At 44.0% G+C, this 15,829-nt stretch carries 17 protein-coding genes and 14 tRNA genes; 7 read left to right on the plus strand and 24 right to left on the minus strand.

Translation table 11 applies throughout. The annotated features are described in order from the left end of the window. Window positions 1-144: 144 nt before the first annotated feature. A complete protein-coding gene (gene rpsN / locus RXV91_RS04940; RefSeq protein ID WP_021732138.1) occupies window positions 145-414 on the plus strand; it encodes a 30S ribosomal protein S14 in 270 nt (89 codons plus the stop codon). A 173-nt stretch (window positions 415-587) separates the two neighbouring features. Here rpsN and RXV91_RS04945 read toward each other — a convergent pair whose 3' ends face one another. Continuing rightward, complete coding sequence (locus RXV91_RS04945) at window positions 588-1,736, minus strand: AI-2E family transporter (protein ID WP_316438928.1); 1,149 nt, start codon at window positions 1,734-1,736, stop codon at window positions 588-590. 14 nt (window positions 1,737-1,750) lie between these two features. Then, window positions 1,751-2,110: a PTS glucitol/sorbitol transporter subunit IIA gene (locus tag RXV91_RS04950; protein ID WP_316438930.1), complete on the minus strand. Its 360-nt coding sequence runs from the start codon at window positions 2,108-2,110 to the stop codon at window positions 1,751-1,753. A 131-nt stretch (window positions 2,111-2,241) separates the two neighbouring features. On the opposite strand from RXV91_RS04950, the gene RXV91_RS04955 reads away from it, so the two are divergent. Together RXV91_RS04955 and RXV91_RS04960 are read left to right on the plus strand one after the other, a co-directional pair. Next, a complete protein-coding gene (locus RXV91_RS04955) occupies window positions 2,242-3,261 on the plus strand; it encodes a lactonase family protein (RefSeq protein WP_316438931.1) in 1,020 nt (339 codons plus the stop codon). A gap of 15 nt (window positions 3,262-3,276) precedes the next feature. Continuing rightward, window positions 3,277-3,915 carry a copper homeostasis protein CutC gene (locus RXV91_RS04960; RefSeq protein WP_316438933.1) on the plus strand — a complete coding sequence of 213 codons (639 nt, stop codon included), beginning with the start codon at window positions 3,277-3,279 and terminating at the stop codon, window positions 3,913-3,915. A 242-nt stretch (window positions 3,916-4,157) separates the two neighbouring features. Here RXV91_RS04960 and RXV91_RS04965 read toward each other — a convergent pair whose 3' ends face one another. From RXV91_RS04965 to RXV91_RS04975, 3 genes are read right to left on the minus strand one after another with little or no spacing between them, the layout of a single operon-like run. Beyond that, window positions 4,158-5,060: an RluA family pseudouridine synthase gene (locus RXV91_RS04965; protein WP_316438935.1), complete on the minus strand. Its 903-nt coding sequence runs from the start codon at window positions 5,058-5,060 to the stop codon at window positions 4,158-4,160. Continuing rightward, window positions 5,057-5,860: an NAD kinase gene (locus RXV91_RS04970; protein WP_021732144.1), complete on the minus strand. Its 804-nt coding sequence runs from the start codon at window positions 5,858-5,860 to the stop codon at window positions 5,057-5,059. Before RXV91_RS04970 ends, RXV91_RS04965 begins: the two co-directional genes overlap by 4 nt. Further along, complete coding sequence (locus RXV91_RS04975; protein ID WP_021732145.1) at window positions 5,857-6,519, minus strand: GTP pyrophosphokinase family protein; 663 nt, start codon at window positions 6,517-6,519, stop codon at window positions 5,857-5,859. The genes RXV91_RS04970 and RXV91_RS04975 overlap by 4 nt, the downstream gene beginning before the upstream one ends. A 292-nt stretch (window positions 6,520-6,811) precedes the next feature. On the opposite strand from RXV91_RS04975, the gene RXV91_RS04980 reads away from it, so the two are divergent. Continuing rightward, the gene (locus RXV91_RS04980) at window positions 6,812-7,447 is read left to right on the plus strand and encodes a DsbA family protein (RefSeq protein WP_316438937.1); all 636 of its coding nucleotides are present in this window, start codon (window positions 6,812-6,814) and stop codon (window positions 7,445-7,447) included. Between the two features lie 134 nt (window positions 7,448-7,581). On the opposite strand, the gene pepF is transcribed toward RXV91_RS04980, so the two are convergent. The 5 genes from pepF to RXV91_RS05005 form a co-directional block, all read right to left on the minus strand. Continuing rightward, window positions 7,582-9,393: an oligoendopeptidase F gene (gene pepF / locus RXV91_RS04985; protein WP_316438938.1), complete on the minus strand. Its 1,812-nt coding sequence runs from the start codon at window positions 9,391-9,393 to the stop codon at window positions 7,582-7,584. A gap of 77 nt (window positions 9,394-9,470) precedes the next feature. Next, complete coding sequence (locus RXV91_RS04990) at window positions 9,471-10,556, minus strand: competence protein CoiA family protein (protein WP_316438939.1); 1,086 nt, start codon at window positions 10,554-10,556, stop codon at window positions 9,471-9,473. Window positions 10,557-10,756: 200 nt separating this feature from the next. Beyond that, entirely contained in the window at window positions 10,757-11,488 is a 732-nt protein-coding gene (locus RXV91_RS04995) for an adaptor protein MecA (protein ID WP_316438940.1), read from the minus strand. A 135-nt stretch (window positions 11,489-11,623) separates the two neighbouring features. Then, on the minus strand, window positions 11,624-12,022 hold the full coding sequence (spxA, locus tag RXV91_RS05000; protein ID WP_021732151.1) for a transcriptional regulator SpxA: 399 nt from the start codon (window positions 12,020-12,022) through the stop codon (window positions 11,624-11,626). A gap of 288 nt (window positions 12,023-12,310) precedes the next feature. After that, the gene (locus RXV91_RS05005) at window positions 12,311-13,054 is read right to left on the minus strand and encodes an MBL fold metallo-hydrolase (RefSeq protein ID WP_316438941.1); all 744 of its coding nucleotides are present in this window, start codon (window positions 13,052-13,054) and stop codon (window positions 12,311-12,313) included. Window positions 13,055-13,194: 140 nt separating this feature from the next. Between RXV91_RS05005 and RXV91_RS05010 the strand changes: the two genes are divergently transcribed. From RXV91_RS05010 to RXV91_RS05020, 3 genes are all read left to right on the plus strand, one after another. Further along, entirely contained in the window at window positions 13,195-13,695 is a 501-nt protein-coding gene (locus RXV91_RS05010; RefSeq protein ID WP_316438942.1) for a hypothetical protein, read from the plus strand. A gap of 555 nt (window positions 13,696-14,250) precedes the next feature. After that, window positions 14,251-14,433 (plus strand): hypothetical protein, encoded by a 183-nt coding sequence (locus RXV91_RS05015; protein ID WP_316438943.1) that lies wholly within the window; start codon window positions 14,251-14,253, stop codon window positions 14,431-14,433. Continuing rightward, window positions 14,426-14,575 (plus strand): IS66 family insertion sequence element accessory protein TnpB, encoded by a 150-nt coding sequence (locus tag RXV91_RS05020; RefSeq protein ID WP_316438944.1) that lies wholly within the window; start codon window positions 14,426-14,428, stop codon window positions 14,573-14,575. The genes RXV91_RS05015 and RXV91_RS05020 overlap by 8 nt, the downstream gene beginning before the upstream one ends. A gap of 9 nt (window positions 14,576-14,584) precedes the next feature. On the opposite strand, the gene RXV91_RS05025 is transcribed toward RXV91_RS05020, so the two are convergent. The 14 genes from RXV91_RS05025 to RXV91_RS05090 all read right to left on the minus strand — a co-directional run bounded on the left by RXV91_RS05025 (window position 14,585) and on the right by RXV91_RS05090 (window position 15,827). Beyond that, window positions 14,585-14,659: transfer RNA gene (locus RXV91_RS05025), tRNA-Asp, on the minus strand. A gap of 2 nt (window positions 14,660-14,661) precedes the next feature. Next, window positions 14,662-14,735 (minus strand) — tRNA-Met (locus RXV91_RS05030). A 9-nt stretch (window positions 14,736-14,744) separates the two neighbouring features. Further along, window positions 14,745-14,817: transfer RNA gene (locus RXV91_RS05035), tRNA-Glu, on the minus strand. A 20-nt stretch (window positions 14,818-14,837) separates the two neighbouring features. Next, window positions 14,838-14,925, minus strand: a tRNA-Ser gene (locus tag RXV91_RS05040). 4 nt (window positions 14,926-14,929) lie between these two features. Then, window positions 14,930-15,004, minus strand: a tRNA-Ile gene (locus tag RXV91_RS05045). Window positions 15,005-15,009: 5 nt separating this feature from the next. Then, window positions 15,010-15,080, minus strand: a tRNA-Gly gene (locus RXV91_RS05050). A 12-nt stretch (window positions 15,081-15,092) separates the two neighbouring features. Beyond that, window positions 15,093-15,165, minus strand: a tRNA-Phe gene (locus RXV91_RS05055). A gap of 29 nt (window positions 15,166-15,194) precedes the next feature. Continuing rightward, window positions 15,195-15,269, minus strand: a tRNA-Asp gene (locus RXV91_RS05060). Window positions 15,270-15,271: 2 nt separating this feature from the next. Next, window positions 15,272-15,345 (minus strand) — tRNA-Met (locus tag RXV91_RS05065). 6 nt (window positions 15,346-15,351) lie between these two features. Next, window positions 15,352-15,441: transfer RNA gene (locus RXV91_RS05070), tRNA-Ser, on the minus strand. A gap of 39 nt (window positions 15,442-15,480) precedes the next feature. Continuing rightward, window positions 15,481-15,554 (minus strand) — tRNA-Ile (locus tag RXV91_RS05075). A gap of 15 nt (window positions 15,555-15,569) precedes the next feature. Further along, window positions 15,570-15,643: transfer RNA gene (locus RXV91_RS05080), tRNA-Met, on the minus strand. 31 nt (window positions 15,644-15,674) lie between these two features. Then, window positions 15,675-15,748: transfer RNA gene (locus tag RXV91_RS05085), tRNA-Pro, on the minus strand. Between the two features lie 5 nt (window positions 15,749-15,753). Beyond that, window positions 15,754-15,827, minus strand: a tRNA-Arg gene (locus RXV91_RS05090). Window positions 15,828-15,829: the final 2 nt, after the last annotated feature.

Genomic DNA, 15,829 nt, shown 5'->3' on the forward strand with positions numbered 1-15,829 from the left:
ATACCATATCATCGCGAACAAAATAGTAGCTGTTACGATTTAGGTGTGGTATCTTATTAACTGTTCTAAAGGCTGACTTAAATTGTCCAAATGAATTTGCTACCGAATGGCATGAATTTAATGACATAAAGGAGACTCATTCAGATGGCAAAGAAATCAAAAATTGCGAAAGCAAAACGGATCGAAGCAACTGTGGCTAAGTATGCTGAACGGCGCCAAGCGCTTAAGGCTGCTGGTAACTATGCCGAATTAGCAAAATTACCGCGTAATGCCTCGCCCGTGCGTATTCATCGACGCGACTCACTTGACGGTCGACCACATGCTTACCTACGTAAGTTCGGCATGTCCCGTCTTAACTTTCGTCGCTTAGCACACGCTGGTCAAATTCCGGGTGTTAAAAAGGCGAGCTGGTAAAGGGGCAATCAGTACTAAGCTCATTAATGATTAACAGTGCAACTACCATAAAAAGGTTCCACAGGATTTGTCATCAGACAGATCTCTGTGGAACCTTTTTACTTGGCTTTATTCGTCTAACTGCAGCCCTACCACGTATTTTTCATGCAACTAGCCAACTAATATGCTAATTTTTAGGGCTTATCAACTGATGACTTTTTTTCTGGTTCATATAGTCCCGAAGAGCGTCGATACCAGTCAAAGAGATGCGTCCATAAGACTTTCAAGATCGCATAGCCCGGAATCCCGAAAATAACGCCCATCAACCCAAAGATTTTACCAGCCGCTAATAAGACGACTAGAATCGTAATCGGATGAATATCTAAGCTACTCCCTAGGACTAACGGTGAAATAAAGCGACCTTCAATCGTTTGTTCGATGACGAAGACAATCAGAACTTGGATCAGCATCCACGGCGAAGTGACTAACGCAATCACCACCGAGGGCACCATCGCGAGGAAGGAACCTAAATACGGAATCAGATTTAAGATTCCGGCCGCAATCCCCAGCGTCAAAGCAAATTTCAGTCCAATAATGCTGTACCCGACCGCAAACATCACAGCGACAAAGAACTCCACAGTCAATTGACCACGAATGTAATTACTGACCTGTGAATTGATTTCCGTTAACACTTCTAAAAATCCCGAGCGTGCCTTGGTGGGCACAAACTTAGCCATATACTTGGGTAGCTGATGACCATCGCGTAATAGGTAGAAAAGAATAAACGGCATCGTTATCAACCCAATGATGACGGTCGTCACAGTGCTGAATACGCCCGTAAGCGAAGTCACCGTCCCGGTCAAGTACTTCGAAAAGCGACCACTCACCAACTTACTGAGGTCCGTATTCCAGCTCTCGAGTTGATCACGAATACCACTGAGTTGCGGATCATTGATCCAGCGATTAACTTCTGTGCTGGCATTTTTCCAGTAAGTAGGCCAGTCATTGATGATCGATAAGGTTTGGTCGCGAATCGTCGGAATAATCGCAATTATACCTAACGCTAGCAGCGCGACAACCACAATAAATAGCCCAATGATCGTCCAAGTCCGTTGCACGTGAAAACGTTTTTCTAGCCAGTCAACCAGCGGATTAAGCAAGTAGTACAAGACGCCAGCCAAAATAATCGGCAGGCCTACGATACTAAAGAATTGCCGGACCGGAGCCAACAACCAATCAACTTGTTTACTCATAAAGAAGATCGTCAATACTAATAAAATAATGACCAAAATCCGAATGAGTCGTTGTGCTGACCACCGTTGTTTCTGTGAATCAGGTTTCAAACAATCCCTCCTTCCTAAGCCTGATACGTAATGACGCTACCAACTTTGATCACTGGTAACTGGTTCGGCGTCAAATAAATACCGTTTTCCATTGGTTTGGCAGGTACTGGTTTGAAGTACAACGTCGCGTGCCCGATTGACGTTAAATTAGCTTCAACTAGCCCACCGGCAAAAACCACCGTATAAGTTTGTTGATCGATCGTAATGGTGCTACCAGCAACTAATGAAAGACTCGTGATGGGCTGTTCAAATTTTTGAACCACCGCGATTTGCTGTAATGGTGCCGTAGCCGTTTCGTCGAATAGAACTAGAATTGGTTCCTTGGAATCGATGGCATTCGTACCAATCGATTGTACTGTTGCAGTTATTGTCATATTGAGTCCCCCATCGATTAATTAATTGCTTTAATTGTAGCATAGTCCTAATCGCAGACGCCAATTTGTCATCGCTTACACGTGGCATATCTATGCTATACTTGAATTATCTATCAAGGAGGTTTGTTATCATGCAAGAACGCATTTTATTCGGAACGTATACGAAAAAAACAAGCCAAGGGATTTACCAAGGAACCCTTGACACCACTGCCAAAACCTTAACTAATGATGGCTTACTAGCAGTTACTCAAAATCCCACCTATTTGGCCCTTTCAGCTAAGGATCGCCTATATAGTGTCGATAAGGAAGATGACGAGGGCGGTATCGCAGCTTGGCAGTTAGATGGCCAGACCGCTCACAAACTAAATACTGTCGTCGCACCTGGCACCCCACCAGCCTACGTTGCCGTCGACGAAGCCCGGCAACTCGTCTACAGTGCTAACTACCATAAGGGAACGGCCGAAGTCATGAAAATTGCTGCGGATGGGGCGCTAACTTTGGTCGATACCGTTCAACATCGTGGCAATGGCCCTTGTCCTGAACAAGATGGCTCCCATATTCATTACACCGACCTCACGCCAGACAATCGCTTAGCCGTAATCGATTTGGGTAGCGATAAGGTCTACGTCTATAACGTCAGCGACGCCGGTCAGTTAAGTGAACAATCCGTACTCACTATGGAAGCTGGTTTCGGGCCACGCCACCTCGTGTTCAGTCCGGACGGCCAATATGCCTTCTTGGCTGGTGAATTATCAAGCCAGATTGCAAGCTTAAAATATGATGCCCAAACTGGCGCCTTCACGCAACTTGGCATTGTCAAAACCATTCCGGCCGACTACACGGCGCATAACGGTGCCGCAGCCATCCGTTTAAGTCACGACGGTCATTTTCTCTACGTCTCCAATCGTGGCTACAACACGTTAGCCGTCTTTGAAGTAGCCGCAGATGGTCACTTGACCCTGATTCAGCAAATCAGTACGGAAGGTGACTTCCCCCGTGACTTTGATTTAGATCCAACTGAAACCTTTGTTGTGGTCGTCAACCAAAATACCGACAACGCGACTTTGTATGCTCGGGACTTAACGAGTGGTAAACTAAGTCTATTACAAAAGGACGTCAACGTGCCCGAAGGCGTTTGCGTTCGTTTCTAGCAAAGGATGAAGCTCATGTTATTAAAAGAAGTCTGTGTTGAAAATTACACCAACATTCCCGCAGCGATTGCGGCCGGTGCGAAACGGATTGAACTCAACGATAATTTGGCCGTTGGTGGCACCACTGTCAGTCGCGGCGTAATGGCCGAAGCGGCCAAGTATACTGGTGAACATCACGTGCCCCTAGTCGCCATGATTCGCCCTCGTGGTGGGGATTTCGTCTATAACGATACGGAATTAAAAATTATGGAAGCGGATCTCCTACAGGCCCAATCATTGGGTGTTGACGGTGTCGCATTTGGTGCTTTAACCGCGGATCATCAACTTGACGAAGAAGCCTTGGAACTATTAATTGGTGCGGCCGGTGGCATGTCGATCACCTTCCACATGGCTTTTGACGCCATCCCTGCCGACCAACAGGCAACAGCGATCGATTGGTTAGTAGAGCATGACGTCGACCGTATTTTGACACATGGTGGTCCACTTGATCAGACGATTGACAACTGTGTCCCCCACTTACAAACGACGATTGCCCAAGCAGCCGATCGGATTCAGATTTTGCCTGGTGGTGGCATTACCGCTGCAAACGTAACGACCATCACGGCAACGTTAGGGGTTAATCAGGCCCACGGGACAAAAATCATTAAATACTAAGAGCTTCCAAAAAAGACGCATCTCATTTTTTGAGATGCGCCTTTTGATTTAAAAAATCAAGACGTCAATAGCTGTTATTCAAACGCCTGCGTATCAGTACAAGGCGCCCCTAACCAAACTGTCGGCTTTCGTTCTAAGTTGGCCACGATAGGCACTGACTATTTAGCACATTTTAATCACCATTCGCACTAAGTAGAACGAGCATAATCTGGTACCAAATACTAATACTTCCACTGTCCAACTTACGAATTGGCACGCTGATTATGTGTAATCAAGCGACTAAGATCAGACGGCAACGGCGCAAAAGTCGTCAGGGTCTTATCAATGAACGGATCATCAAATTCCAATTGCATGCAATGCAGCGCTTGACGTTGAATCCACGGATCACGAGGCCCATTGTAAAGCTCATCTCCAACTAACGGATGACCGCTAGCCGCAAAGTGAACCCGAATCTGGTGCGTCCGACCAGTATGCAAACGTACCCGCACCACCGTCATATTGCGCAATCGTTTAACTACCCAATATTCAGTCAAGGATGGTTTACCATCAGGCCGCGTGGTCCGTTTAATAAACGAATCAGCAGCCCGACCAATCGGCGCATCTAGCCAACCATGATCGGCAGCTAATTCGCCACTGACCACGGCTAAGTACATTTTGCGCATCGCGTGGGCCTTCAATTGATGGTCAATGATCGAGTGTGCAAAGTGGTGCTTGGCGAACAGCACAATGCCACTCGTATCACGGTCCAAACGAGTTGTAATATGCACAACTTCATTATCATAATGGGCAGCTTGATAATAGCCCTTCACCCGATTAGCTAACGTATTATCGGGTAACGCGTGTGCCGGCACCGAGGCCACCCCAGCTGGTTTATTCACGATTAAATAGTCCCGATCCTCATACAAAATAGTTATTGGCATCATTGAGACGCCGAGATGATCATTGCCAATTTCGGCGGGTGTAACCATCGTCACGGTCTCACCACCCGTCAACATGTGAATCGCTAATACTGGTTGCTCATTAACGAGAATCGCTCCGCCATGAAACTTGACTTTTTTCAATAAACTACGCGTCACGCCGTGCTGTGCCAGGAGCGTTTTGACCTTCATCGGCGTCGCCTCATGATTGATCCAAGTAAACCTCATTGTTCGTCCAACCCAATGAAGGACGTTCCAACTCGTTTCCAGAAACGGTTATGCCGGTGTTGTGCAAAGGCAATCCGCCGGTTAGCAATCGAATAACGAATTTGTTCAATTGGACGTGGTTGGGTATCCATTTGATCAGCCGTAAAGATAAAGTGCGACTTTTGTTGTGGGCGAATCGTAATTGTTTCGTATGGCGCTACGATGACTGGCGAACCAAGTGTTCGGAAGACTCGGTTGTTGATCGATGCAATTTCAGCCATTTGTAAAGCATCTAATCGCGGATGAATAACCGCACCGCCCACTGATTTATTGTAGGCTGTTGAACCGGTCGGTGTTGAGACGCATAACCCATCGCCACGGAAACGTTCAAATAATTCATCTTGAATATAAACATCGGCAACCATGGTGCTCCCAAGTTTTTTGAGCGTTGACTCATTCAACGCCAAATAATGATCCGTAGCATCGGTGTCAGCATAAGTAATATCCACAGCTAGCAAGGGGTAGGTGACGCTCTGCCCATTATCTTCTAGCAAACCAGTTATCAGTTGGTCGATTTCATAATCACGCCAGTCCGTATAAAAGCCGAGATGGCCAGTATGCACGCCAACAAAGCGTACCTGATCAACCATGTGACTATAATGATGAAACGCTGCTAAGAGCGTCCCATCGCCCCCTACAGATAAAACAATATCGGGGTGTTCATCGTCGATCTCAAATCCAGCAGCTAGTAACTTAGTATGTAACTCACCCGCCACTTTTTTCGTTTTAGCGCTCGCATTTGCAAAAATCGTTACTTTCATGAATTCTGATCTTCCTTTGTCGAGTCAGGATCATCGTTGCTAGGCCCCTTCCCATATGAGAACAGGCTCTGAGCTTCTTGAATTTCCTCACGAATTTCTGACATTTCTTTATCCAAACTAAAGGCGGCCTCGGCGGCTCGTTGTAGCCGCTGACTCAAGTTTTCAGGGAAATCCCCTTGATATTTATAGTTAAGTGAATGCTCAATCGTTGCCCAGAAATTCATAGCAAGCGTCCGGACTTGGATCTCGGCCAAAATTTTCTTCTCACCACCAACCATCTGGACGGGGTACTCAATCACGATATGATACGAACGGTAGCCAGATGGCTTTTCATTACTAATATAATCTCGTTCTTCTAAAATCGTCATATCAGTCCGTTTTCGCAACAAATCAACGACTTGATAGATGTCCTCAACGAACTGACACATAATCCGTAAACCGGCGATATCTTGCATATCTTGTTCCAAGCGGTCTTCTTGAACTTTACGTCGGGTCATCTTTTCCTTAATGCTATCAACGGGTTTGACCCGCCCCGTTACAAATTCAATCGGTTCATGCTGATTCAAATCACGAAATTGTTTCCGCATTCCCCGCAATTTAACTTTGAGCTCATCAACAGCTTGCTGATAAGGCAGTAAAAAATGATTCCAATCTTCCATCGGGGCACCTCCGTTTCAATCCATACCCTAAAATTTTACCATAATTTGCTAGAATAAAAAGTTAACGTTCTCGAGATTGAACCCTAAGTTCACTTTTTTTCCAAACTACAAGCCTAGAAACAAAATACTTTACGAATTTAGCAAATCGGTGCATGATAACGGGTGAAGGTTTAATCTAAGTAACGAGTTATGCTTTGGTCCTAAAAATTTATGAAATGAAAAACTTGCAAATACCTCGTTTGATTGGTATTCTGCACTATGACGCGAATAGAGAAAGTGGAGGAATTATGACGTGTTAGAAGTGTACTTATTTGTAAATCCGTTGGCAAACCAATGCGTACGCGATGAACAAAATGTGTTACGATTGGCAAACGACTCAGACAAGCAAATCCAATTTCAATTCGTACCGTTACTGAACATCAATGTTATCCAACGGGCTTTAAAATGCCAAGGAATCAAAACATCCGACTGGCACGCCCAAAATGAACAGTCACAAACGTTGTACCGGGTTATTTTGGATTACAAAGCGGCCCTATTTCAAGGTAAAAAACGCGGCCGTAACTTTTTGATTGCATTACAGTCCGCGATGCTTAAGGCCGGCCAACATTATTCAGAAGACCTCGTCAAAACAGTAGCGACGGACTGTCAAATTGATTTAGATATGTTCATGGAGGATCGTGACAGTGACTTGGCGAAACAAGCTTTTCACGCTGATCAACGACTGGCTTCAGAAATGAATATTACCGAGGCGTCTTCCGCCGTCGTTTTTGATTGCGACCAATATGATTATGGCGTCTTGTTAGAACAATTTAATTACACGACACTTTTTGATTTGGTTAATGGCAACTTAGACCCTTTTCAAGATGCCACTCGCGCAACCAATGCCAGTTGCGCTAACCTGACTAACGCACAATTACACGTTTTATAATTTCATCAATTGCAATTATTCAACTGGTTTACCAGTCAAAAGCACCCGACGATCATTTTCGCCGGGTGCTTTTGACTAATACCAGTTTTTAAATTCTCATCGTCTGCACTATGAATACGCACTGACACAACTGCTTACTGCTTCGTCACTAACTGTTCAAATTCATCTAAGCGTGCTTCAAAAACCTTGAAAGCTGCATCTAGATAATCAGGCTTGGTCATATCAACACCGGCCCCGTGCATGACGTCAATCGGAAATGCCGAAGAACCCGCCTTCAAATAGCCTAAATAATCATCAACAGCCCCTGCCTGTTTAGTACTAATCCGGTCAGCCAATGTCGATGCGGCCGCAAAGCCCGTGGCATACTGGTAAACATAGTAATTATAATAAAAGTGTGGAATACGCGACCATTCATCGGCGATCTGTGGATCACTGACCACGGCATCACCGTAATAGCGTTGGTTCAACTGCAAGTATTGTTTCGATAACCGGTCAGCAGTCAAGGCTTGGCCAGCTTGATCTTGTTCGTGTAACCATTCTTCGAATTCTGCAAATTGGGTTTGACGGAAAACGGTCCCTTTAAAGCCATCCAGGTAATAATTCAAGACATAGGCCCGCATCTGGGGATCCTTTTCAGTTGCGAGAAAATGATTAGTCAACAAATTTTCGTTAGTGGTTGAGGCAATCTCCGCCACAAAAATTGAATAATCACCATATTGATAAGGTTGATTATGTGTCGTGAAATAAGAATGCATGCTATGACCCATTTCATGCACCAACGTGTATAGATTATCAATATTGTCCTGCCAATTCAATAACATATACGGCGCAGTATCATACATCCCTGACGAATAAGCACCACTGCGTTTGCCCTGATTTTCCACAACGTCTATCCACCGTGAAGTAAAGGCCGTTTTTACATGTTTGAGATAGTCGGGGCCTAAAATCTTCAGTGCTTGTAAAGCCGTTACCTGCGCTTGTTGATAAGAATAATTGATTGTCGGTTTAGGTACTAACGGTGTATACATATCATACATATGCAACTGATCAACACCTAATAGGCGCTTACGCAACGCCACGTACCGATGCAACAAGTGCAAGTGATCATCGACAGCCGTGACTAAAGAATCATAAACCGACGTTGGAATTTGATTAGCAGCTAAAGCAGCCGTTCGCGCATCGGGATAATGATGGGCTTGGGCCACAAAATTATGCACTTTGACTTGACTGGCAAGCGTTGAGGCGAGTGTGCGCCGAAATTGACCATACACTTGATATAATGCCTCGAAAGCTTTACGCCGGACTGCCGGGTGGACGGACTCTAGTAACACGCCGTAAAGCCCTTGTGAGAGCTTTACAGGATTGCCATCATCATCCTGAACAGTCGGAAATTGAAAATCTGCATTGTTTAGCACACTAAACGTCTTAGCTGAGGCCCCAAAGATATCACTAGCCCCTGCCAGTAAAGCTTCCTCACTTTCAGACAATACGTGCCCTTTTTGCAACCTTACCGTGTCTAACAAGTGCCGATAATCACGTAACATGACGTTTTCATCAAGATACGTATCCAATTCACCTGGTGTCAATTGTAAAATAGCCGGTTCAAACCAAGCTGTTGCTGCTGATACCTTGGCCGTCAAACTACTAGCTTGATCATCTAAAGCCGCATTCGTACTGTTTCCAGTGTCCTGATCACTCTTCAAACTAGCATATACCGCTACTTTTTCTAATCGTCGATACAAGTCTAAGACAGCCTGAATCCCTGCTAGCACCGTATCGGCCGAGCTGACGAAATCATTTTTAAGTGCTGTAACGGTGGGGATTGCAGCTTTGATTTGCGCGACATCCGCCGCATACGCAGCCTGATCAGCATAAATAGGCGTGAGATCCCAAGTCAACGATTCAGGAACGGCCGAACGAGTCGGCAATTTTTTAGTTGCTACCATGCAGATTCCTCCAATTATTTCAATATAGCACTAGATTACCACATATTGTAGCAACTACGGTAGCATGTGTTTTCAAATCAACGATTACGCCATTTGAGTTGCTGCGCGTTGATTTGCCAAACTGACCCCTGCTTAATAATGACGCGCTGATCAACTAGCATAGTCATCATCACTGTAATCTGCTGTTGTAATAGCTGACCCCGTGCGTGTAAACACACACGCCGCGCAAGTAACGGCCGGAGTTGATGCCAAATCAATGCGCGTAACTGCCCTGAAGTGATACAACCAGTCCATTGCCGTAACGCACCAAAAACGTGCCCGTGCCAAACAAGATACGGCACTGCCAATATTGGCAATTGCGGGATCGTCGGAATGGTCCAGCTAGGAAGTTGCGCAATCGTCCCACCACGATGATAACAATAGGCCTGTAACTGATCAAATACGTGTTGATGGCGTAGCCGGGCGAACATTAATTGTTGATAATAGTGCTGTAAATGATTCGTTGACAGTGGCAGTGTATCAACGGTCGCTGTGAATCGACGCAAATTCGTGACCGATTGCTGCTTAGTGTTTAACCAGTAGCTTTGGTAGCTCAATGGTTCGGCGTCCAGCGTCAAAATATGATGTAATAACTGGACATTAGCAGTCGTAACGTGTAAAAAAAGCAGATATGGCCCCCACTGTTGTTGGTATTGTAAAAACTTTAAGGCCTTGCTATTGAGATGCAACTGCCGCTGATAGGGCCGCCCCAACAACCACAACACTTGATAACCATGCCGCCAATACCCGTGAGTACGAGCTGCTAGTCGATCTACTGACAAGGGGGAACACTGAAATTCTAAAACTAGTGGTGGCGCCGTAGCTCGTTGGACCAAAATATCTGGTCGCTGGTGTAAGTCCGCTAATTCGGCTTCCAAGCGAACCGTATAGCCGCTAGCCGCAAACCAGGTGGCTAATAGTTGTTTACCGCAAAGATGTTCAGCCGTTTCGCCTTCTGAGAAAATATGACAATCCGTCACATGCACGTGTGCAAAGTGGGGCACAACCACTGACCCCCGTTTGAGACGTACGGGTTGTGAACATCCGGGGCACTGATAAGCTAACTGACGGTCCGCAGTTGCCGCATTGATCAGTTGTTGACAGTCGTTCATTGCCATAAGCATCCGCTCCCCCTCCCTTCAACTAATAATTACGTCACCATCACCGATTCCTATGAAATTCCCTCGTTATTTTTTAAAAATTTCTTCTTCGTTAAACAACTCAAGTATCCCTGCCAACTCATGAGTCATTAAGCCAGCTTGATGCACTAAATCACAAAAAAACCCAACATCACGGATAAACGTCATGTTGGGGTGATAAACTGCTATTTAAAATAGTGACGAATCGTTTCTAACGCGGCGTTAGACATGATTTTTTCACCATGTTCAAGTAATACGTCGGCTGAAACATTAGCTAAATGAGCGTATTCCAACGCCACCGCTACATCGTCCTTGATAGTTGCCGTCGTTGATTGGTCAACAAAGAAAACCAGTTCTAGATAATATTGATCCCGATACTTAAATAAGTTAGATGCGAGTCCTTCTGGCCGGAATAACTGTGCTAATGATACCAAATCTTCAAATTGATCAAATTTCAACACATATTCCTTAGTTGGTGTGTCCGGATCATCAAGATACGGATCGAGATCATTCGTATCCTTAGTTGGATTATGCGCAATACCTTGCCCGTCTTCAACTTGATTCGTATCCGTCTGCATCAGTTTGCGTTTTAAATAATCCGAAACATCATCCTGCGAATCATCATCATCTGATTGATCAGGTGACTGGGTGGCTTTCGCAATCGTATCTTGTAAGTTATCACTATTTTTACTTATAAATAATTCTAAGCCATTTCGGTTCGGTAATACTTGGAAAGTCACGGCATCGTTATCCTGAAACTGATGATCAACATCAACTTCCTCCAAGATGCTATAAAAGAAACTTTCAATTTGCTTATGATTCCCTAGTAAATCTAATACGCGAATGCCGCGTTCATTGAGATCATCATTTCCAATAACGACGCGAATCGTATCTTCGTTGATGCGTTCCATCTCCATTACAGATCCACCCCTTTCTAAGTGTCAAGGGCCATAATCACTATCACAATTTTAACTTATTTCAGTTTATTGTAAAGTAATCTATCTGAAAATACAAAAATTGGCCAATTAGTTAAGCTAACTAGCCAATGATTATCACATATTTGCTAATTGTTGTGCCCGTAATAATTCTAACGTTCGAATCTTCCGTGGTAAAAAGCGCCGAATTTCATCTTCATTATAACCAACTTGTAATCGTTTTTCGTCTAACATGATTGGTCGACGTAACAGGCTTGGATCCCGAGTAATCATATCAAATAATTCATTAAGCGATAAGTCATCAATATCAACATTTAATTGCTGAAAAGCCTTTGATCGCGTAGAAATAATCTCTTCCGTTCCTGATTCAGTTAACTGTAAAATATGCTTAATATTCTCAATTGAAAGTGGCTCAGTAAACAGATTGCGTTCTTGAAAATCAATGTCGTGTGTCTGTAACCAGGCCCTAGCTTTGCGACATGAGGTACAACTTGGTGCGGTATATAAAATAACCATACTGGGTTCCTCCTTGGCGTCGTTAATCAATTTCTATAATATAATTCATTATACGCTAACCGCTTTTAATTGTGAATAGGTTTAACGAAATTATTTTAGATTAAACTGATTATTTAATTTACAATTATTCATATTTTGTTATTTATCTCTAAAATAAATCGCTTTTATTATGAATTTTGTTATTAATAAGGTTGTATACAATTCATTTCTACCTTATGATATTAATAACCGATTTGCAGTAAACTGACCAAAAAAGCTTAGCAAAATAATTTGCTAAGCTTTATCGTATCAACCAAGATTTAATTGTAAAAACTTCTGAGCAACCATCACCGGAATATCCGGACCAGCTGCCGCTTGCGCTTCTTGTTGCAGCCGATCAAAAGAGATATCTTGTGGCAAATGTGTTAACAATAATTTTTGAACGTGCGCCTGCTTAGCGGTTTTACCGGATTGTGCCGATGTCATGTGCCAGATTTTTCCGGTTTTATCGGCATCAAAATTCGTATCAGTCATTAATAACTGTGCCCCAGTCGCAAAGGTTGCCAATTCTGGTAAATAAGCTGTATCAGCCGAAAAGACCAATTGTTGGCCGGTAGCCCGCTCAACAATTTTGACCGCGTACGCTGGAACCGGATGCTTAGTTGGCAAAAAGCTAATATCAAACGGCCCAATCTGGTTGATGACGGCCGGATCATAAGCGCGACCTTCTGTAGCACCGGCCCACGTCAGCGCACCAAAGTTTAGTGGATCGGCTGTGTGGCCATAAATCGGTAAAATCGGTGTTTTACGTTCTCCAGGACGTAACTGCCAATAATATTGTAAAACACCCACATCGGCCGTATGATCATGGTGATAATGTGTTAAAAGAACACTATCGAGCTGTAAGGGGTCTAGAACCTCTTCTAAGGCGTTCAAAGCCCCTGACCCACAATCGAGCAACAAGTGATAATCACCAGCCGTAACTAGGTAAGAACTCGTCCCTACCCCATTATATGGATAACCACCGTAATAACCTAGAACTGTTAATTTCATTATTGATCATCCCTTCAATTTTCTGTACTACCTTATTTTAATATAGCCACAAGAAAAAATGAAACCAACAACTTAACATATTTTCAATTATTTTGAAAAACACGTATAATAATAGATGTAATAAATAAGGAGTGATATTGATGAGTGGAAAGATTGCAGCAACATTTGGGACACGCAAAATTCTAACTATGATCCAACAAAAACATGCTGATCGAGACTTGCTTTTAATGCAGGCCAACGCTACTGAAGATCGCTACATGTTACTCGACTTAACTGGTGAAAAAACAGTTTTTTCAAGTCCCGTAACATATGACGTTTTACTTTCAAAGGGATCAGCCGACTGGCATGGAATGACTAGCTTTATTTTTATTGAGTTACCCGTCGAAGAACAAAAAGTCTTTAATTCTAAATTCAGTAGTTTTCGGCATGATTACAACAAACCAGATGGCCTTAAGCACTTTTGGATTTTACGTGAATCTAAAAATAACGCAGCCTTCGTAATTGTTACAAATTGGCATAGTGACTCCGAATATGCCGTTTGGTTGCGAAGCGAATCATTCAAACCATTTGCGAAGTATATTACTTCCGATTATGGTTACCATGAAAGCCGTTATTCATTCGTTCGTTCATTAAAATCATAACTCAGTATGAAGTTCAAAGTCGCTGCGTATACCGCAACGACTTTTTTTACATCATTGGTATTCTAAGCACTTTCAATATTTACCGTAAAATTAGCAAGTACTAGATAGATTAACCACTCACATCATCAAAGCGGCATTGAAAATAGGACTGTCCATATCAACTGAATGACGTTCTAACTTGGCTGATTTTAGACGGTAAAATTGCAGTCTATCGCAAAAAAATCGCTAATCCTTAATAGACGCTGACAATGAACCCCAAAATTTGCAAAATAAATTATTTCTCAACTCAGAATAGTACAGCACCGGAAATCTGTCGGAAATAAAAAGTACCTACCCCAATTTAAGGTCAGGTACTCCATAGTAACTTCATTAACTTCACTTGACGAATAGCCTCAAAACCGAGAAGCATTGGAACTTTCTTTTTGTATTTCAAGGTAACCTATAGAGAATAAAGCAATCCGGTCAGTTATTTACGTAAGCACTTAATAAGATGATGCCTATTTTCGCCTCCGCTTTTTCGGTATGCTTAGCATATCAATTAACGGAGGTTTTCCAATGCATAACCAAATTGTTCCAGTATCTCTAAATACCAAACAAGCATCCCATGACCAGTCTAAAGCGGCTCGTCAAGCAGCCTGTCAATTGAGAATCTATGGTCAAACGATCATTATTTATAACGGTATTCAACAGCGTATTCTGGAGGCGGTCCTTAAAAAGGCCTTTGCGGCTCATGACTAATCGGCTAATTGATTTACGCCAATTAAATCAGATTTATATCGTCTGTGGTCGGACGGATTTAAGAAAAGGAATCGATGGGTTAGCAACATTGATTCAAGTTCATAATTTACACCATAAAAAAACATCATTCATTAACGAATGATGTTTGTGACGGTCCGTACGAGACTCGAACTCGTGATCTCCTGCGTGACAGGCAGGCGTCCTAAACCAACTAGACCAACGGACCAATTGCGGGAGCAGGGTTTGAACCTGCGACCTTCGGGTTATGAGCCCGACGAGCTACCAGACTGCTCCATCCCGCGATAATATAATGACCCCTACGGGATTCGAACCCATGTTACTGCCGTGAAAGGGCAGTGTCTTAAACCACTTGACCAAGGGGTCATATTTTTAATATGAAACAACGGAGAAGGAGGGATTCGAACCCTCGCACCGCTTGCGCGATCTATACCCTTAGCAGGGGCACCTCTTCAGCCACTTGAGTACTTCTCCAAAATGGGCCTAAATGGACTTGAACCATCGACCTCACGCTTATCAGGCGTGCGCTCTAAACCAGCTGAGCTATAGGCCCAAAAAAGCGGGTAACGAGAATCGGACTCGCGACAACAGCTTGGAAGGCTGTGGTTTTACCACTAAACTATACCCGCAGAATACAGATATGGCGCGGGACGGAATCGAACCGCCGACACATGGAGCTTCAATCCATTGCTCTACCGACTGAGCTACCGAGCCATTGTAGCCATTTTAAAATATTAACTTAACGGTCCGTACGAGACTCGAACTCGTGATCTCCTGCGTGACAGGCAGGCGTCCTAAACCAACTAGACCAACGGACCAATTGCGGGAGCAGGGTTTGAACCTGCGACCTTCGGGTTATGAGCCCGACGAGCTACCAGACTGCTCCATCCCGCGATAATAAGGAGGATGAGAGATTCGAACTCTCGCGTGGTTTGACCCACCTGACGGTTTTCAAGACCGTTCCCTTCAGCCAGACTTGGGTAATCCTCCATATGATGTAACTAGGAAATGTCCACTATTAATAGTAGATGGACCTTGTAGGGCTCGAACCTACGACCGGACGGTTATGAGCCGTCTGCTCTAACCAACTGAGCTAAAGGTCCAAGCTCTTATTCCTATCGCGGCAGGGGGAATCGAACCCTCGACCTCCCGGGTATGAACCGGACGCTCTAGCCAGCTGAGCTACACCGCGATGTGTTAAATAATCGTAAATGACTACTTAATCGGGAAAACAGGATTCGAACCTGCGACCCCCTGGTCCCAAACCAGGTGCTCTACCAAGCTGAGCTATTTCCCGTTATATGCACCCAGTAGGAGTCGAACCTACAACCTTCTGATTCGTAGTCAGACACTCTATCCAATTGCGCTATGGGTGCTT

The organism is Lactiplantibacillus sp. DA1 (genome assembly GCF_032681335.1).
Taxonomy (GTDB): Bacteria; Bacillota; Bacilli; order Lactobacillales; family Lactobacillaceae; genus Lactiplantibacillus.